This window comes from Streptomyces sp. RK9 (genome assembly GCF_045070545.1).
Classification (GTDB): domain Bacteria; phylum Actinomycetota; class Actinomycetes; order Streptomycetales; family Streptomycetaceae; genus Streptomyces; species Streptomyces alboflavus.
The window spans coordinates 2,237,305-2,253,300 of the sequence record NZ_CP173704.1; the positions used below are offsets into that span (position 1 = coordinate 2,237,305).

Here is a 15,996-nt window from a genome sequence, read left to right on the forward strand (position 1 = left end):
CTCGCCGGCGCGGGAGCCTGACACTGCCAGTGGTAGGCAGGGCAGGGGTACGACGGCCCGTGGTAGGCCTGCCGGACGTACGCGCAATGGAGGGCTGGGTAGGTCTTCGCGCAGGTGACAGCGTCGATGGCATGACCGCACAGACCACGAACGTCCCCGCTTACGCAGCCCCCGCGGCAGGCGCCCCGCTGGCGCGCACCACGATCGAGCGCCGCGCCGTCGGCGCGTCCGACGTCCTGATCGACGTCAAGTACGCCGGCATCTGCCACTCCGACATCCACCAGGCCCGCGACGGCTGGGGCGAGGGCATCTTCCCGATGGTGCCCGGCCACGAGATCGCCGGTGTGGTGGCGGAGGTCGGCGCCGACGTCACGAAGTTCAGGGTCGGCGACCGCGTCGGTGTCGGCTGCATGGTCGACTCCTGCCGCGAGTGCGAGAACTGCAAGGCGGGCCTCGAGCAGTACTGCGCCCAGGGCAACATCCAGACGTACAACGCCCTCGACAAGGAGGGCAGGCCCACCTACGGCGGCTACTCCACCCGCATCGTCGTCGACGAGGCCTTCACCCTCCGCATCCCCGACGGCCTCTCCCTGGACGTCGCCGCGCCGCTGCTGTGCGCGGGCATCACCACGTACTCCCCGCTGGCCCACTGGAACGCGGGCCCCGGCAAGAAGGTCGCCGTCGTCGGGCTCGGCGGCCTCGGCCACATGGCCGTCAAGATCGCGCACGCCATGGGCGCCGAGGTGACCGTCCTCTCGCAGTCCCTGCGCAAGAAGGACGACGGCCTGCGCCTCGGCGCCGACCACTACTACGCGACCAGCGACGACGCCACCTTCGAGCAGCTCGCGGGCAGCCTCGACCTGGTCGTCTCCACGGTGTCGGCGCCGCTGCCCCTGGACAAGTACCTCGGCCTGCTGAAGACGGACGGCGCGTTCGTGAACGTGGGCGCCCCCGAGGAGCCCGTGTCGCTGAACCTCTTCTCCCTGATCCTCGGCCGCAGGAGCCTCGCGGGCTCCGGCATCGGCGGCATCCAGGAGACCCAGGAGATGCTGGACTTCTGCGCCGAGCACGGCCTGGGCGCGGAGATCGAGCTGATCTCGGCCGAGCAGATCAACGAGGCGTACGAGCGGGTGCTCGCGAGCGACGTGCGCTACCGCTTCGTGATCGACGCGGCGACGATCTGACCTGGTGGGACGGCCCGGCCTGGGGGCCGGCGGCCTGGGGGCCGGCGGCCTGGGGCGTACGCGCCACCGCCGCCCCCTGACCGGATTTCGCCTGGGACCAGGGGCCTAGGGCGCAATGCGCAGGGCGCGCCGAACCGCTGACCGATGTCGGCCCGGACGCCCGGACATAACGTGGTCGATGTCAGGTACACAGGTCGAACACGGCAAGTCCGAGGAGGTCCGCACGATGACCATCGAGCTGAACCACACGATTGTGGCGGCCACGGACAAGAAGGCGTCCGCGCAGTTCCTCGCCGACATCCTGGGTCTCGAAGTCAGCCCGCAGTACGGTCCGTTCATCCCCGTGGAGATCCCCAACGGCGTCACCCTCGACTACTACGAGGGCGACGGCGGCCCGCTGGTCCCGCAGCACTACGCGTTCCTGGTCTCCGAGGACGAGTTCGACGCGATCTTCGGCCGCATCAAGGAGCGGGGCTTGACCTACTGGGCGGACCCGTACCACACGCAGGAGAACCAGATCAACACGAACGACGGCGGCCGCGGGGTGTACTGGGACGACCCGGACGGCCACAAGCTGGAGATCATCACGAGGGCGTACGGATCGGGGGAGTAGCTCCGCGAGGCGGCGTGACGCGGCCTCACGCCTCTCTACCGCCTCACGCACCGCCCTCGCCTCACGCCTCGCCGTCGCGGAGGAACCCGAGGACCAGAGGCGTGGCGACCTCCGCGAACTCCTCGAAATAGGCGTGCCGCGCGCCCGGGACGAGCCGCATCCGGGCGTCCGGCAGGCGCTGCGTGAGCAGGGGCGCGTTGGCGGTGGGGTTGAAGGTGTCGTCGCCGCCGTGCACGACGAGGGTCGGCGCCTTGATCCTGACGAGCGCGTCCCACGCGTCGTGCCGGGCGCTGGCCCGCAGATGGCGGCGGCGGGCGTGCGCGGGCATGGAGGGATCGCCGAGGGTCCCGAACTCCCGCCGCCCGCCCGCCTCCTGGGCGGCGATCCAGGCGGGCGTGTACATCAGCTCGAGCAGCACCCGCCGCGCCGCCTCCGGATCGCCCTGCGCGAGCGCCCGCCGCACCTCGGGCCCGCGCTCGACACCGTGCGGCGCCCCCGGCGACGTGCACCCGAGCACGAGCCGCCCCACCCGCTCCGGAAACTCAGCGGCGAACCACTGCGCGACCCGCCCACCCATCGACGTCCCGTACACATGCGCCCGCCCGATCCCCGCGTCATCGAGCACGGCGACGACATCCTCGGCGAACCCCCGCGTGCTGTAGGAGTCGGTGTCGGGCCGATCACTGTCCCCCGTACCCCGCCAGTCCACCGTGACCACGGTGAACACGGCGGCGAAGTCCTCGACCACCGGGTCCCACCAGTGCCGACTGTTGGACTGCCCGCTCAACAACACCAACGGCTCACCGGAGCCACGGAGTTCGTAGGACAGGGCGGTGCCGTCGGGGGCGTAGGCGTGGGGCATGGGGGTCCTTGGCGGGGGCTGCACGGGGGGACGGACGCGTACGGGTACGTATGCGATCGAACGATACGTTGCAGGGACCATCCCGCTGCGCTGCGGCGTCCTCCGTCAGACGGCGACGCCAGGTATCAGCGCCACCAGCCCGGACAGGAAGCTGCCTACCGCTGCCAGGGTGACCACGGCGGCCTTGCCGTCCGAGAAGAGCCCGGAGCAGAACTCGCGCACGCGCCGCCGGAGGATCAGCATCTTGAGCTTCTGCCAGCGGTGCTGATGGATGTGGCAGCCCATGAGGATGCCGGTCGCGTTGTTGCGGCAGCCGTCCTTCCGCCCTCGGACCGGGGCTCCGCAGGTCACCGGCGCTTGGAAGAAGGACCAGAGGACGACCACGGCGGACAGTGTGATGATCACTGCCGGGCCCGCTGCCTCGTTGACCCACGCGGCGATGAGCAGGGCGCCCGCCAGGACGCCCCACCACTGCCCCAAGCCACCGAGCTGCTTGCTTCTTGCCCCCGAAGTCGCCATGCCTGTAATCGTGGCGATCGGCTCGGTGATTCATGCGGCAAGCGGACCGCGTGACCGAAAATCGTCCGGTCGACAGGTTCAGCCGTCGGCCGGGGCGATTCCCGTCGGGCAGGAGACGCCCCAGTTGGTCTCGAAGGGGTCGCCCAGCTTGACGCCCGTGCCGCCGATGCCGCAGTAGCCGTCGGGGTTCTTGTCCAGGTACTGCTGGTGGTAGGCCTCGGCCGGCCAGAAGGTGCGGTCGGCCGCCGGGAGGACCGTGGTGGTGATCTCGCTGTGGCCCGCTGCCGTGAGGACCTGCTGGTAGGCGTCGCGGGAGGCCGTGGCGGTGGTCTCCTGGGCGGGGGTGTGGGTGTAGATCGCGGAGCGGTACTGGGTGCCCACGTCGTTGCCCTGGCGGAAGCCCTGGGTGGGGTTGTGGGACTCCCAGAAGAGCTTCAGCAGTTCGGCGTACGTGACCTTCTCGGGGTCGAAGACGACGCGCACGACCTCCGTGTGGCCGGTCAGGCCGGAGCAGACCTCTTCGTAGGAGGGGTTCTGCGTGTAGCCGCCCTGGTAGCCGACGAGGGTCGTCCAGACGCCGTCGGTCTGCCAGAACTTGCGCTCGGCGCCCCAGAAGCAGCCCAGGCCGAAGTCCGCGACCTCCAGGCCGTCGGGGTAGGGGCCGAGCAGGGCGTTGCCGAGCACCGTGTGCCGGGAGGGGACCTCGAACTCGGGCGTCTCGCGGCCCTTCAGGGCTTCCTCGGGGGTGGGGAGGACGGGCGTGCGGCCGAAGATCATGAGGGTTCACTCCTTGTGGCGGGGTGGGGCGGGGTGGGGCGGGGCGCGTCACTGGAACGCCGGGGTCGGGCCCCGCATTCCTGCCGGTCAGCGCGGCAGCGTCGCGGGGCTGCCGCCGTTGGCCTCGTAGCCCGCGACGGCCAGGGCACGGTAGACCGCGTAGTCCGCGGCCGGGTCGGGGGACAGGGTCCAGGGGAGGGCGCCGACGTGGCCGTCGACGTGGATCAGCTGGTCCATGGCCTCGCCCCAGCGCTCGCAGCGCACCAGGAAGAAGACCAGGAGATGGCGGACGTGGGCCAGCATCGGGTCGTCCGGGCGGGCGGAGTGCACCGCGAACTTGGCGCCCTCGATCGCCTTGGTGACGACCTCGCTCTGGTAGAACCCCCGCACCAGGTTGACCTCGGGCAGGTGCTCGTACACCGCGAACAGGGGGAGCGCGGAGAGCAGGGAGCCCTTGGGGGCGCGGGCCGCCGCGGCCTCCGCGAAGGAGTACGCCTCCTCGCGGGTGCCGTGCCACTTCTCGCACCAGTAGTGCAGCGCCGCCAGATGCGCCCCCATGTGGGCCGGGGCGCGGTCCAGGATCTTCAGCCACAGCTGCTCGAAGTCCGCGCGCGGATAGGCCATGCCGCGGGCGATCGACAACTCGACGATGTACGGAATCGGGTCGCCGGGGGAGAGGAGTGCCGCCTGCCCGCAGGCCTCCTTCGCCTCCTCCAGGATGATCCGGAACTCGTCCGTCCCGGCCGTCGAGGACCGCCACGCCTGCTGCACCAGAAACTCCGCGTGCACGGCCGCGCCACCCGCGTCCTTCGGCGCCTCCGCACGCCACACCCGCAGCCACTGCCCGCCCGGGTTGTCGCTCACCCCGCCCGGCCGCTGCGCCAGCTCCAGGGACGCCGCGCCCGCGAACGCCTGCACGCGCTGCCACCGCTGCTCACCGTGCACCTCTGTCCCGGCGAGCAGCTGCGACGCGGCACGCCAGTCCTGCGTGCGCTGCACCAGGTCGAGGACCTCGATCAGGTCCGGGTCCGGTCCCGGCATGCGGATGTCCAGCTCCTCCTGGCGTGCGAAGCCGTAGTTCGCCGGGTCCGCCGCGTCCGGCGCGCCCGGGTGCACCTGGCGGATTCCGCCGCGCCTGCGCAGCAGGACCGGCCCGAGCACCGCCCCGATCATGACCACTGCCATCAGGACCCAGAGAATCTCCATACGTACAAGCGAACCAGACGCCGGTGACAATTGGCCAACGTGGCCGTCCCCGCCGGTCAACCCGCGCCGCCCGACCCGGGCCACCCCTCGCCCCGCCCGGCCCCCGGGGCCGCGCCGCATTACGCTCAGGCCGCATGAGTGACTCGCACAGCAGCCAGAATTTCGAGACCGTCGCCATTCACGCGGGCAACACCGCCGACCCGCTCACCGGCGCCGTCGTCCCGCCCATCTACCAGGTGTCCACGTACAAGCAGGACGGAGTCGGCGGACTCCGCGGCGGCTACGAGTACAGCCGCAGCGCCAACCCGACGCGCACCGCCCTGGAGGAGAACCTCGCCGCCCTGGAAGGCGGCCGCCGCGGCCTCGCCTTCGCCTCCGGCCTCGCCGCCGAGGACTGCCTGCTGCGTACGCTGCTCGGCCCCGGCGACCACGTCGTCATCCCCAATGACGCGTACGGCGGTACGTTCCGCCTGTTCGCCAAGGTCGTCTCGCGCTGGGGCGTGGAGTGGTCGGTCGCCGACACCTCCGACCCGGAGTCGGTGCGGGCCGCGCTCACGCCGCGTACCAAGGCCGTGTGGGTGGAGACCCCCTCCAACCCGCTGCTCGGCATCACCGACATCGAGGCCGTCGCCCAGATCGCCCGCGAGGCCGAGGCGAAGCTCGTCGTCGACAACACCTTCGCCAGCCCTTATCTGCAGCAGCCGCTCGCCCTCGGCGCGGACGTCGTCGTGCACTCCATGACGAAGTACATGGGCGGGCACTCCGACGTCGTCGGCGGCGCGCTCGTCGTCAACGACGCCGGACTCGGCGAGGAGTTGGCGTTCCACCAGAACGCGATGGGGGCCGTCGCCGGGCCCTTCGACTCCTGGCTCGTCCTGCGGGGCATCAAGACGCTGGCCGTCCGCATGGACCGGCACAGCGAGAACGCCGAGCGCGTCGTCGAGATGCTCACGCGGCACGCGCGCGTGACCAAGGTGCTGTACCCGGGGCTCGCCTCGCACCCCGGGCACGAGGTCGCCGCCAAGCAGATGAAGTCCTTCGGCGGGATGGTGTCCTTCCAGGTCGAGGGCGGCGAGGAAGCGGCCGTCGCGGTCTGCGACCGGGCCCGCCTCTTCACCCTCGGCGAGTCCCTCGGCGGCGTCGAGTCGCTCATCGAGCACCCCGGCCGCATGACCCACGCCTCCGTCGCGGGCTCCGCCCTGGAGGTCCCGGCCGACCTGGTGCGCCTCTCCGTGGGCATCGAGTCGGCGGACGATCTGCTGGCGGACCTGCAGCAGGCGCTGGGCTAGGCGCGCGGGCGCTTCGGCGCTACGGGGCGGTCGGGGGTCTCCCCGGCCGCCCACAGCGGGGGAGCGGTGGGACAGGGGCTCCCCGGCCCGCCGCAGCGCTACCAGCTGGTCAGGGGCGGGGTGCGGTTCGAGGGGGGCTCCACCCAGGGTTGGGTCTCCGCCGCCCAGACGGTGAACGCGATGACGGCGATGAGCAGGAGCAGCCACATCAGGCGCCGCACGACCGTGCGGCGCCGCAGCATCCGGGCCCCGCGCCGCACCGCGTCCGCGTGCAGGTCGGGCGGTACCGACACGGGTCCCTCGGCGTCGAGCATCCCCCGTACGACGGCCTCCCGCCGCTCCTGCTGGCTCATGGCGAGGCCGCCTTCCCGAGCGGCGCACCGGGCGGCATGGCGGGCGCGGGCGCCGGCCCCCGCGGCGGATGCAGCACCGCGGCGACGGCCCGCGCCGACAGCACCCGCACCCGCTCCACGCCGAGGCCGAGCAGCGCCGCCGTCTGCTCCTCCGCCACACCCTCGTACAGGCGGAGAACGACGACGAGCCGCTCCTGCGGGGACAGCCGGGCGAGCAGCCCACCGCGTCCGCGGGACCGCCGCCAGGCGCCCCGGGCGAAGCGGACGACGAGGACGGTGCGGGTGCGGTCGTAGGGATCCTCGCCGCGCAGCCTGTCCCAGGAGGCGTACGTGGACGCGAGCGCGGCCGTGAGCAACGCCCGCGCGCGCGGGTTGGCGTCAGGGCGCTCACCGGTGAGCAGCGTGGCGGCATGCAGGAGACGCCCTGCCGCGCCCGCGACGAACGCCTGGAACTCCCGGGCACGGCGGGCCTGTTGGGCGGCCTGCCGCTCTCGCACCGTGCCTCCCGCCGTCCGGCGTAGGGGGACTCGGTTTCATCTGAGGCCAGGCACGGTGCCCAGGTCAAGAGCCCTGCGCGAGCGGACCCTGCCGCCCGGCGCCCGGCCGCGGTGGTCGGCGTACCGCGGCCGGGGGCTCAGGAGTCGGTCGGAGCGACGGAGTCCGGTACCCCCTGGGAGGACTGCCGCGCCGAGAGCGCGGTGTTGAAGCGGGTGAGGAGCGCGGTGAAGCTCTCGCGTTCCGCCGGGGCCCAGTCCTGCGTGAGCTCCGCCATCAGCTCGCGCCGCGAGGAGCGGACCTCGTCCAGGCGGGCCTGCCCGCGCGGGGACAGCTGGAGGACGACGGCACGGCCGTCCTCGGGGTGGGAGGTGCGCTTGACCAGGCCGGTGTCGACCAGGGGCGCGACCTGCCGGGTCACGGTCGACGAGTCGATGCCCATGCTCGCCGCGAGCGCCTTGACGCCCATGGGACCTTCCTTGTCGAGGCGGTTGAGCAGCAAGTACGCGGCGCGGTCCATGGAGTTGCGGACCTGTCCGACGCCGCCGAGGCGGGTCTGCTCCGCACGCCGTGCGAACACCGCAACCTGGTGCTGCAGCGTATCGAGGAGGCCGGGATCGCTGGCGGTCGTCATGTCCGGAGTTGTGGGCATGGCCGGGGGCTCACTTCATGGGAAGGGTGGTGGGTTGGGGGACAGGGTACGCGGCCCGGGCGCTACCCGTACCGGCGCTGCGCAAACCCGTCTCGCCGCTTGGTCACGCCGGGAGGGGACGGGCGTGAACTGCGAGACTGCAGTCATGAGCCACCGCACGACTCGCTCCTTTCCTCGTTCCCTTCCCGCTGTCACGCTCGACGACGTACGGGGCGCCCAGAAGATGCTCGTCGGCGTCTCCAGGGTGACCGCCATGGAAGGCAGCAGGCACCTGTCGCAGCTGGTCGGCGCGCCGGTGCACCTGAAGTGCGAGAACCTCCAGCGGACCGGCTCCTTCAAGCTCCGCGGCGCCTATGTGCGCATCTCCGGCCTTCTGCCCGAGGAGCGTGCCGCCGGAGTCGTCGCGGCCAGCGCCGGGAACCACGCCCAGGGCGTGGCCCTCGCCTCCTCCCTGCTCGGCGTCCGCGCCACGGTGTTCATGCCGGCCGGGGCCCCGCTGCCGAAGGTCGCGGCGACCCGGGACTACGGCGCGGAGGTCCGGCTGCGCGGCAACGTCATCGACGAGACGCTGGCCGCCGCGCAGGACTACGCGCGCGAGACGGGCGCGGTCTTCATCCACCCCTTCGACCACCCGGACATCGTCGCCGGACAGGGCACCGTCGGCCTGGAGATCCTGGAGCAGTGCCCGGAGCTGCGCACGCTCGTCGTCGGCGTGGGCGGCGGCGGCCTCGTCGCGGGCATCGCGGTCGCGGTCAAGTCGCTGCGCCCGGACGTACGCCTGGTCGGGGTGCAGGCGGCGGGCGCCGCGGCGTACCCGCCGTCGCTGGCCGCGGGCCGCCCGACGTCGATCGACAACCCCGTGACCATGGCGGACGGCATCAAGGTGGGCCGCCCGGGAGACGTGCCCTTCCGGCTCGTCGAGGAGCTCGTGGACGACGTCGTCACGGTGTCCGAGGACGAGCTGTCGAGTGCCTTGCTGCTCTGCCTGGAGCGGGCCAAGATGGTCGTCGAACCCGCGGGCGCGAGCCCGGTGGCGGCGCTGCTGAGCGATCCGCGTGCCTTCGAGGGCCCGGTCGTCGCGCTGCTCTCCGGCGGCAACGTGGACCCGCTGCTGATGCAGCGCATCCTGCGCCACGGCATGGCGGCGGCGGGCCGCTATCTGTCGCTGCGGCTGCGTCTGACGGACCGGCCCGGCGCCCTGGCGACTCTGCTCGGGGTGCTGTCGGAGGTGGACGCCAATGTCCTCGACGTGAGCCATGTGCGGACCGATCCCCGGCTCGGGCTCACGGAGGCGGAGGTGGAGCTGCACCTGGAGACCAAGGGGCCCGAGCACTGCGCGGAGGTCGCGACGGCGTTGCGGGACGCCGGGTACACGGTCATCGGCTGACGACGGGACACGTCGATCGGCTGATGTCGGGCACGTAGATCGACTGACGCCGGCTACGTCGCGTACGGCAGTGAGGGCGCGCAGGCGACGCGGGGGGCGCGCGACGGATCCTGTGCCCCGCTGGTTTCCGCAAGATTCGGCGAATGCGTTGAGTGACGCGATGTATCGCGTTAGTGTTGTGATTCACGCCACTGAGCGCCGGGCGATCGGAACCCGGCGATTCTAAGCTTTCGCTAGGAAACCACCCAAAACATGGGAGACCCCCTATGCCAGGCGCCATCTACGCCGAAGGTCTGGTGAAGACCTTCGGCGACGTCAAGGCTCTGGACGGCGTCGATCTCGATGTCCCGGAAGGCACCGTCCTCGGCCTCCTCGGGCCGAACGGCGCGGGAAAGACGACGGCGGTGCGCTGTCTGACCACGCTGCTCACCCCCGACAGCGGCAAGGCGTTCGTCGCCGGGATCGACGTCCTGAAGCATCCGAACGAAGTGCGGCGCTCGATCGGCCTCTCCGGCCAATTCGCTGCCGTGGACGAGTATCTGACGGGCCGTGAGAATCTCCAGATGGTCGGCCAGCTCTACGAGATGCGGGCCAAGGAGGCCAAGGAGCGGGCGGGCGAGCTGCTTGAGCGCTTCAACCTCTCGGACGCGGCGGACCGCCCCTCCAAGACGTACTCGGGCGGTATGCGCCGCCGCCTCGACCTCGCCGCCGCCCTGGTCGTGTCGCCGCCGGTGATGTTCATGGACGAGCCCACGACCGGCCTGGACCCGCGCAACCGCCAGCAGCTGTGGGAGGTCATCCAGGAGCTCGTCGCCGGCGGCACCACCCTCCTGCTGACCACGCAGTATCTGGAGGAGGCCGACCACCTGGCGCACGACATCTGCGTCGTCGACCACGGCCGCGTCATCGCCCGCGGCACCGCCGACCAGCTCAAGGCCCAGATCGGCGGCGAGCGCGTCGAGGTCGTGGTGCACGATCCGGACCACATCACGACCGCCGTCGAGGTCCTCACCGGCTTCGGCAAGGGCGAGGCCGCCGTCGACCGGCACACCCGCAAGCTGACCGTCCCCGTCACCGGCGGCGCGAAGCTGCTCGCCGAGGTCATCCGCGAGCTCGACACCCGCGCCATCGAGATCGACGACATCGGCCTGCGCCGCCCCACGCTCGACGACGTGTTCATCTCCCTGACGGGCCACATGGCGGAGGTCAGGGACGAAGAGAACGGCGCGAACGGCGCGAGCGGCGCGAGCGGCGGCAGGGACGTCAAGGGCGTGCCCGTCGCCAAGGACAAGCACAAGAAGGAGGCCGCTCCGTGAGTGCCGTCACGCGTACCGCTCCCGCCCCCAGGCCGGCCGGCGGCATCGGCAAGTCCGTCCGCGACTCCCTGGTCATCGCCCGCCGGAATCTGATCAGAATGTCCCGGATTCCTGAGATGGTGCTTTTCGGCCTCATCCAGCCGGTGATGTTCGTGGTCCTGTTCACGTACGTCTTCGGCGGGTCCATCCAGGTCGGCGGCTCGCTCTCGTCGCAGGACTACCGCGAGTTCCTGATGGCGGGCATCTTCGCCCAGACGGTCACGTTCGCGACGGCCGGCGCGGGCGCCGGCATCGCGGACGACATGCACAAGGGCCTCATCGACCGCTTCCGCTCGCTGCCCATGGCGCGCGGCGCCGTCCTCACCGGCCGCACCGTGGCGGACCTGGTGCAGACCGCCCTGACCCTGGTCGTGCTCGCCCTGGTCGCGCTCCTCATCGGCTGGCGCACCCATGAGAACGTCGGCAAGATCCTCGCGGGCTTCGCGCTGCTCCTCCTGCTCGGGTACGCCTTCTCGTGGATCGGAGCCCTGATCGGCCTGTCGGTGCGCACCCCGGAGGCCGCGACCTCCGGCGGGCTCATCTGGCTGTTCCCGCTGACGTTCATCTCGAACGCCTTCGTCGACTCCAACAACCTCCCGACGTTCTTCCGGCACATCGCCGAGTGGAACCCGTTCAGCACCACCGTGCAGGCGTGCCGCGAGCTGTTCGGCAATCTGCCGCCCGGCTTCAAGACGCCGGACGCCTGGCCCATGCAGCACCCGGTCCTGGCCTCGGTGCTCTGGTCGATCCTGATCCTGGTGGTCTTCCGCACGCTCGCGGTGCGCAAGTACCGCTCGGCGGCCGCCTGACACCCGGCCGCCCGGCACCTCGGCGGCCCGGCATCCGGCGGCCCGACACCCGCGCGCCGGTCACCCGCAGGCGGCGTGCACCCGCCCGCCCGCGGGGGCCCGCCGCCCGGTGAGCCCCGCCTGCCAGGCGACCCGGGCGACCTGGAGCCGCCCGCGGATGCCGAGCTTGGCGCAGATGCTGCCCACGTGGTCCTTGGCGGTGTCGCAGCTGATGGTGAGGGCCGCGGCGATCTGCGGGTTCGACAGGCCGTCGCCGACGAGTTCGAGCACTTCCAGCTCGCGGGCGGACAGGGTGGCGAGCAGGGCCCGCGCCTCGTCCCGCGCCGACGGGGCGCAGCCGGGGCACGGACAGGCACCGGCCACGACGTCGACCAGCTCGGGGCCGAGGACCGGCCCGCCCGCGGCCGCCGCGCCGACGGCCCAGGGCAGATGGGCGGCCGCCGTGGCCCGGAGCAGGACGCCCGCCGGGCGGCAGGACAGGATCCGGCGCAGGCCGCCACAGGTGAAGCGGCCCGCGAGCAGCAGCACGGCCACCGGCGCGGGCGCGGCGGCGAGCCGGTGCAGGGCGGTGACCGCTGACTCCTCGTCGCCCTGGCTGACCACGAGCACCCGGGGCCGGGCGCGGCGCACGAGTGCCACCTCCCGGCCCGGCTCGTCCTCGTCGGCGACCAGATGCCGCCCCTCCGCCTCCAGGGCGGCCCGCAGCTCCGCCCGTTCCGGTCCGCCGCGCGCGATGACACCGACCGAAATCACAGTTGACCCCCGTGTCTCACTGCTTCCCCGTGGTGAGTGCGCAGCCAGTGGTCCATCACGGCAGTGACTACGTGATCAGGCTGCGTACGCCCAAGATGGTGCGACGCCGAAGGTGAACTGCGAGTGACATGAACATGAATCATCGGCAGGAAAGTGTCCCGGGCGTGGCGCAAAAGATCCCCTGGGCGGGGGGTACTGCCGGGGCGCGCGGGGCTGGAGGCTACAGACGTCGAGAACGTCCGGGTGGCGCGCCCCGGCCGGTCCGGCCGACCGACGTACAGCCAACGAGGGGAAATCCATGTCGAAGGTGCGGATGGGTGCGGCCGCGGCCGTGATGGCGGCGGCGATGGTGGCGGGTGCGGCGTCCCAGTCGTCCGCGGCGGCCCAGGAGTTGGAGCTGGTGGCGTACCAGCCCAAGGCGCAGAACGGCAAGGTGTGGGCCAGCGGGTTCTACGAGGGTTACAAGAAGGTCTGCGTCACGCTGCTCCAGGAGGGCCTCGGGACGCTCCCGCCGATCCCGGTGAAGGGCAAGTGCCAGAACGTGTCGCCGAGTTCGCTGGGCAGCATCAGCATCGGCGCCGACTGTCCGCGCGAGGGCATCTTCCGGACCCTGCTCTCGGGCACAAGGACCAACAACCGCAAGGACATCAAGGACTCGGCGCCCCGCTTCGTCAAGTGCAGGTGACCGGCGCGGGCACGATCGACCGACGGAACGAGGGGAAGTCCATGTCCAAGGTGTCCAAGGTGTCCAAGGTGTCCAAGGCGCGGATGAGCGCGGCCGCGGCCGTGATGGCGGCCGGAATGGTGATGGGGGCGGCGTCCCAGTCGTCGGCCGCGGCTCAGGAGCTGGAACTGATCGCGTACACCCCGAAGGTCCAGAACGGCAAGATCTGGGGCAACGGGTTCTACGAGGGCTACAAGAAGGTCTGTGTCTCGCTGCTCGGGCAGACGCTCTCCGGCTGGGTGCAGCTCACCAACAAGTGCCAGAACGTGTCGCCCAGCTCGCTGGGCAGCATCAACACGTCCGTGAAGTGCCCCACCCGGGGCGCCTTCAAGACCTTCCTGTCGGGCACCAGGACCAACAACAGGGTGGACGTGAAGCAGTCCGGCGGCATCTACCTCGAATGCAGGTGACGGCCGGGACCCTCGCCCGCGGGTGACACCCGGAACGCACGAGACCCCCGGCGCCGATCGCGCCGGGGGTCTTCGGGTGTCCCGAGGGGACTCAGCCCTGGTACGGCTTGGCCTCGAGGATCTTGACGGAGGCCAGCTTGCCGTTCGGCAGTTCGTACTGGGCGTCCTCGCCGATCTTCTTGCCGTTGACGCCGCTGCCGAGCGGCGACTGCGGGGAGTACGTCTCGATGTCGTCGCTGGCGTACTCGCGTGAGGCGAGCAGGAAGGTCAGCGTGTCGTCCTCGTCGCCGTCGAAGGCGATCGTGACGACCATGCCGGGGGCGACGACGCCCGACTCGGCGGGCGCCTCACCGACCTTGGCATGCTCCAGGAGCTGGGTCAGCTGGCGGACGCGGAGCTCCTGCTTGCCCTGCTCCTCCTTGGCCGCGTGGTACCCGCCGTTCTCGCGCAGGTCGCCTTCCTCACGCGCCGCCGCGATCTTGGATGCGATCTCGGTGCGCGCAGGACCAGACAGGTACTCCAGCTCGGCCTTGAGCTGGTCGTACGCCTCCTGGGTCAGCCAGGTGACGTTGTCGCTGGTCTGGGTCACAGGTGCTCCTCGTAGGTACTGGGAATACAAAGCATCGCCCTACCCAGAAGGATGTTCCCTAACGGGTGGGCGAAACCACGAGCCTAACAATTTCGGTGCCTGAGGGGGAGGACATAAGCCATCAGAAAAGTGTTAGCGCAGGTGAAGGCGGGGATGCCCGGAGCAGTGAGGCGTGTCGCCGCGTCCGTGCGGTCCTTCAGTCGGCCTGGCAGCCGATGAGCTCCGCGCTGGTGGCGCGCTCCGTCGTACGCAGCGTGACGACCTTGTCGACACGCCCCTTGTCCTGGTCGAAGCGGAAGTCGGCGCGGCCCACCTCGGAGCCGTCCTCGGCCTGGGAGCGCAGCGTGCAGTAGCCGTTCGCATCCGCGTCCTTGCGCACTTCCAGGTGCACCTCGACGGCCTTGTCCGAGACCACGTCGAACTTGATCATCTCGCCGCTGAGCCTGGACCCGGCGGAGATCGAGCCGTACCCGATCCAGCCGACCACACCCAGCAGCAGCACGCCGAGAACGGAGCCGACGATCTTCAGCGTGCGGTCGGCGCGCTCGTCCGCGGACCTGCCGTAGCGGTCCTCCGGAACGCGCGTGGCCACACCGCCGCTGTCGCCGCCGCTCACCGCGGTCATGATCGTCCTCCAGACGGGCAGGGAATGCCGGAATTTTCCGCCCCCCGGTTCCGTCACTATAGAAGCCCCGTACAACGCCTGATGACCGAGGGCGCCGCAGCACGCGTCGGCGCCGGACACCTGAGGATCGAGTCTTGACTGAGCAGCTTCGACTGATGGCCGTTCACGCCCACCCCGACGACGAGTCGAGCAAGGGCGCGGCCACCATGGCCAAGTACGTGTCCGAAGGGGTGGACGTGCTCGTCGTGACCTGCACGGGCGGAGAGCGCGGTGACATCCTCAACCCCAAGCTCCAGGGCGACACGTACATCCAGGAGCACATCCACGAGGTGCGCAAGAAGGAGATGGACGAGGCGCGCGAGATCCTCGGCGTCAAGCAGGAGTGGCTCGGCTTCGTCGACTCGGGCCTGCCCGAGGGCGACCCGCTGCCGCCGCTGCCCGAGGGCTGCTTCGCCCTGGAGGACGTCGACAAGGCGGCCGGGGAGCTGGTGAAGCAGATCCGTACGTTCCGCCCGCAGGTGATCACGACGTACGACGAGAACGGCGGGTATCCGCACCCGGACCACATCATGACCCACAAGATCTCGATGGTGGCCTTCGAGGGCGCCGCGGACGCGGAGAAGTACCCGGAGAGCGAGTTCGGCCCCGTCTTCACGCCGCAGAAGCTGTACTACAACCAGGGCTTCAACCGGCCGCGCACCGAGGCGCTGCACCAGGCGATGCTGGACCGCGGCCTGGAGTCGCCGTACGGGGAGTGGCTGAAGCGCTGGGACGAGTTCGAGCGGGTCGAGCGCACGCTGACCACGCACGTTCCGTGCGGCGACTTCTATGAGATCCGCGACAAGGCGCTGATCGCGCACGCCACGCAGATCGACCCCGACGGCGGCTGGTTCCGCGTCCCGATGGACATCCAGCGGGAGGTCTGGCCGACCGAGGAGTACGAGCTCGCGAAGTCTCTGGTCGATACCTCCCTCCCCGAGGACGACCTCTTCGCGGGCATCCGCGACAATGCCTGACATGAGCGGAAGCGCAAGCCTGGCAGTGACGCACCTCGTCCCCCTCGCCAAGGAGGTCGACGAGAACAAGGTGACCCCCGGGGTCCTGGGGTTCATCGTGTTCGCGGTGATGGCGCTCGCGGTGTGGCGACTGATGAAGTCCATGAACCGGCACATGGGGAAGGTGGACTTCAAGGAGTCCCCGGATCCGTCCGAGGGCGCGGGTGACCCCGAGCGGTCTGAGCCTGCGGGTGCCTCCGGCGGTCAGGGGACGAAGGAAGCTTGAGGCTGGCGGGGGCGCCCGGGGCAGGTAGGCCGGGGCGCCCCTCTCGGGGGCTGCGCCCCCGGGCCCCCGCTGATCGGCGCTCCGCGCCTCGTCCTCAAACGCCGGACGGGCTG

General features: G+C 71.0%; 20 protein-coding genes. 10 read left to right on the top strand and 10 right to left on the bottom strand.

Going from position 1 to position 15,996, the window contains the following annotated elements:
* The first annotated feature begins 131 nt into the window (after window positions 1–131).
* Together AB6L24_RS30270 and AB6L24_RS30275 are read left to right on the top strand one after the other, a co-directional pair.
* Window positions 132–1,184, top strand: coding sequence for an NAD(P)-dependent alcohol dehydrogenase (locus AB6L24_RS30270; protein ID WP_405660496.1), 1,053 nt, complete (start codon window positions 132–134; stop codon window positions 1,182–1,184).
* 226 nt (window positions 1,185–1,410) lie between these two features.
* A complete protein-coding gene (locus AB6L24_RS30275; protein WP_405663442.1) occupies window positions 1,411–1,797 on the top strand; it encodes a VOC family protein in 387 nt (128 codons plus the stop codon).
* Between the two features lie 61 nt (window positions 1,798–1,858).
* Here AB6L24_RS30275 and AB6L24_RS30280 read toward each other — a convergent pair whose 3' ends face one another.
* From AB6L24_RS30280 to AB6L24_RS30295, 4 genes are all read right to left on the bottom strand, one after another.
* Window positions 1,859–2,659, bottom strand: coding sequence for an alpha/beta fold hydrolase (locus AB6L24_RS30280; RefSeq protein ID WP_405660498.1), 801 nt, complete (start codon window positions 2,657–2,659; stop codon window positions 1,859–1,861).
* A gap of 105 nt (window positions 2,660–2,764) precedes the next feature.
* The gene (locus AB6L24_RS30285) at window positions 2,765–3,178 is read right to left on the bottom strand and encodes a hypothetical protein (RefSeq protein WP_405660500.1); all 414 of its coding nucleotides are present in this window, start codon (window positions 3,176–3,178) and stop codon (window positions 2,765–2,767) included.
* A gap of 78 nt (window positions 3,179–3,256) precedes the next feature.
* The gene (gene msrA / locus AB6L24_RS30290; protein ID WP_405660503.1) at window positions 3,257–3,955 is read right to left on the bottom strand and encodes a peptide-methionine (S)-S-oxide reductase MsrA; all 699 of its coding nucleotides are present in this window, start codon (window positions 3,953–3,955) and stop codon (window positions 3,257–3,259) included.
* An 87-nt stretch (window positions 3,956–4,042) separates the two neighbouring features.
* Entirely contained in the window at window positions 4,043–5,161 is a 1,119-nt protein-coding gene (locus tag AB6L24_RS30295; protein WP_405660505.1) for a hypothetical protein, read from the bottom strand.
* A 134-nt stretch (window positions 5,162–5,295) separates the two neighbouring features.
* Between AB6L24_RS30295 and AB6L24_RS30300 the strand changes: the two genes are divergently transcribed.
* Window positions 5,296–6,450 (top strand): cystathionine gamma-synthase, encoded by a 1,155-nt coding sequence (locus tag AB6L24_RS30300; protein WP_405660507.1) that lies wholly within the window; start codon window positions 5,296–5,298, stop codon window positions 6,448–6,450.
* A gap of 98 nt (window positions 6,451–6,548) precedes the next feature.
* Here the strand turns inward: AB6L24_RS30300 and AB6L24_RS30305 are convergent, their stop codons facing one another.
* The 3 genes from AB6L24_RS30305 to AB6L24_RS30315 form a co-directional block, all read right to left on the bottom strand.
* Complete coding sequence (locus AB6L24_RS30305) at window positions 6,549–6,803, bottom strand: hypothetical protein (RefSeq protein WP_380844787.1); 255 nt, start codon at window positions 6,801–6,803, stop codon at window positions 6,549–6,551.
* Window positions 6,800–7,300, bottom strand: a complete 501-nt coding sequence (locus tag AB6L24_RS30310; RefSeq protein ID WP_380844790.1) for a sigma factor-like helix-turn-helix DNA-binding protein — start codon at window positions 7,298–7,300, stop codon at window positions 6,800–6,802. Before AB6L24_RS30310 ends, AB6L24_RS30305 begins: the two co-directional genes overlap by 4 nt.
* A gap of 137 nt (window positions 7,301–7,437) precedes the next feature.
* Window positions 7,438–7,950, bottom strand: coding sequence for a MarR family winged helix-turn-helix transcriptional regulator (locus AB6L24_RS30315; RefSeq protein WP_030362682.1), 513 nt, complete (start codon window positions 7,948–7,950; stop codon window positions 7,438–7,440).
* A 145-nt stretch (window positions 7,951–8,095) separates the two neighbouring features.
* Between AB6L24_RS30315 and ilvA the strand changes: the two genes are divergently transcribed.
* From ilvA to AB6L24_RS30330, 3 genes are all read left to right on the top strand, one after another.
* Complete coding sequence (ilvA, locus tag AB6L24_RS30320; protein WP_405660510.1) at window positions 8,096–9,337, top strand: threonine ammonia-lyase; 1,242 nt, start codon at window positions 8,096–8,098, stop codon at window positions 9,335–9,337.
* Between the two features lie 266 nt (window positions 9,338–9,603).
* On the top strand, window positions 9,604–10,653 hold the full coding sequence (locus AB6L24_RS30325) for an ATP-binding cassette domain-containing protein (protein ID WP_405660512.1): 1,050 nt from the start codon (window positions 9,604–9,606) through the stop codon (window positions 10,651–10,653).
* Window positions 10,650–11,501, top strand: a complete 852-nt coding sequence (locus tag AB6L24_RS30330) for an ABC transporter permease (protein WP_030362679.1) — start codon at window positions 10,650–10,652, stop codon at window positions 11,499–11,501. Before AB6L24_RS30325 ends, AB6L24_RS30330 begins: the two co-directional genes overlap by 4 nt.
* Window positions 11,502–11,561: 60 nt before the next feature.
* Here the strand turns inward: AB6L24_RS30330 and AB6L24_RS30335 are convergent, their stop codons facing one another.
* On the bottom strand, window positions 11,562–12,254 hold the full coding sequence (locus AB6L24_RS30335; protein ID WP_405660515.1) for a LuxR C-terminal-related transcriptional regulator: 693 nt from the start codon (window positions 12,252–12,254) through the stop codon (window positions 11,562–11,564).
* 298 nt (window positions 12,255–12,552) lie between these two features.
* On the opposite strand from AB6L24_RS30335, the gene AB6L24_RS30340 reads away from it, so the two are divergent.
* A complete protein-coding gene (locus AB6L24_RS30340) occupies window positions 12,553–12,939 on the top strand; it encodes a hypothetical protein (RefSeq protein WP_380844805.1) in 387 nt (128 codons plus the stop codon).
* A 41-nt stretch (window positions 12,940–12,980) separates the two neighbouring features.
* Window positions 12,981–13,388: a hypothetical protein gene (locus AB6L24_RS30345; protein WP_405660517.1), complete on the top strand. Its 408-nt coding sequence runs from the start codon at window positions 12,981–12,983 to the stop codon at window positions 13,386–13,388.
* Between the two features lie 91 nt (window positions 13,389–13,479).
* Here AB6L24_RS30345 and greA read toward each other — a convergent pair whose 3' ends face one another.
* Both greA and AB6L24_RS30355 read right to left on the bottom strand, forming a co-directional pair.
* Window positions 13,480–13,977, bottom strand: a complete 498-nt coding sequence (greA, locus tag AB6L24_RS30350; protein WP_405660520.1) for a transcription elongation factor GreA — start codon at window positions 13,975–13,977, stop codon at window positions 13,480–13,482.
* A 196-nt stretch (window positions 13,978–14,173) separates the two neighbouring features.
* On the bottom strand, window positions 14,174–14,602 hold the full coding sequence (locus tag AB6L24_RS30355) for a DUF4307 domain-containing protein (protein WP_405660522.1): 429 nt from the start codon (window positions 14,600–14,602) through the stop codon (window positions 14,174–14,176).
* Between the two features lie 134 nt (window positions 14,603–14,736).
* Between AB6L24_RS30355 and mca the strand changes: the two genes are divergently transcribed.
* Together mca and AB6L24_RS30365 are read left to right on the top strand one after the other, a co-directional pair.
* Complete coding sequence (mca, locus tag AB6L24_RS30360; protein ID WP_380844817.1) at window positions 14,737–15,618, top strand: mycothiol conjugate amidase Mca; 882 nt, start codon at window positions 14,737–14,739, stop codon at window positions 15,616–15,618.
* Window positions 15,611–15,883 (top strand): hypothetical protein, encoded by a 273-nt coding sequence (locus AB6L24_RS30365; RefSeq protein ID WP_405660524.1) that lies wholly within the window; start codon window positions 15,611–15,613, stop codon window positions 15,881–15,883. Before mca ends, AB6L24_RS30365 begins: the two co-directional genes overlap by 8 nt.
* Window positions 15,884–15,996: the final 113 nt, after the last annotated feature.

What these genes read in the sequence shown, in the direction of transcription:
- AB6L24_RS30285 (WP_405660500.1), bottom strand. Translation starts at nt 3,178, where the DNA reads ATGGCGACTTCGGGGGCAAGAAGCAAGCAGCTCGGTGGCTTGGGGCAG.
- msrA (WP_405660503.1), bottom strand. Translation starts at nt 3,955, where the DNA reads ATGATCTTCGGCCGCACGCCCGTCCTCCCCACCCCCGAGGAAGCCCTG.
- AB6L24_RS30340 (WP_380844805.1), top strand. Translation starts at nt 12,553, where the DNA reads ATGTCGAAGGTGCGGATGGGTGCGGCCGCGGCCGTGATGGCGGCGGCG.
- AB6L24_RS30365 (WP_405660524.1), top strand. Translation starts at nt 15,611, where the DNA reads ATGCCTGACATGAGCGGAAGCGCAAGCCTGGCAGTGACGCACCTCGTC.
- AB6L24_RS30355 (WP_405660522.1), bottom strand. Translation starts at nt 14,602, where the DNA reads ATGACCGCGGTGAGCGGCGGCGACAGCGGCGGTGTGGCCACGCGCGTT.
- AB6L24_RS30270 (WP_405660496.1), top strand. Translation starts at nt 132, where the DNA reads ATGACCGCACAGACCACGAACGTCCCCGCTTACGCAGCCCCCGCGGCA.
- AB6L24_RS30315 (WP_030362682.1), bottom strand. Translation starts at nt 7,950, where the DNA reads ATGCCCACAACTCCGGACATGACGACCGCCAGCGATCCCGGCCTCCTC.
- AB6L24_RS30295 (WP_405660505.1), bottom strand. Translation starts at nt 5,161, where the DNA reads ATGGAGATTCTCTGGGTCCTGATGGCAGTGGTCATGATCGGGGCGGTG.
- AB6L24_RS30345 (WP_405660517.1), top strand. Translation starts at nt 12,981, where the DNA reads ATGTCCAAGGTGTCCAAGGTGTCCAAGGTGTCCAAGGCGCGGATGAGC.
- AB6L24_RS30300 (WP_405660507.1), top strand. Translation starts at nt 5,296, where the DNA reads ATGAGTGACTCGCACAGCAGCCAGAATTTCGAGACCGTCGCCATTCAC.
- AB6L24_RS30305 (WP_380844787.1), bottom strand. Translation starts at nt 6,803, where the DNA reads ATGAGCCAGCAGGAGCGGCGGGAGGCCGTCGTACGGGGGATGCTCGAC.
- ilvA (WP_405660510.1), top strand. Translation starts at nt 8,096, where the DNA reads ATGAGCCACCGCACGACTCGCTCCTTTCCTCGTTCCCTTCCCGCTGTC.
- AB6L24_RS30325 (WP_405660512.1), top strand. Translation starts at nt 9,604, where the DNA reads ATGCCAGGCGCCATCTACGCCGAAGGTCTGGTGAAGACCTTCGGCGAC.
- AB6L24_RS30275 (WP_405663442.1), top strand. Translation starts at nt 1,411, where the DNA reads ATGACCATCGAGCTGAACCACACGATTGTGGCGGCCACGGACAAGAAG.
- AB6L24_RS30280 (WP_405660498.1), bottom strand. Translation starts at nt 2,659, where the DNA reads ATGCCCCACGCCTACGCCCCCGACGGCACCGCCCTGTCCTACGAACTC.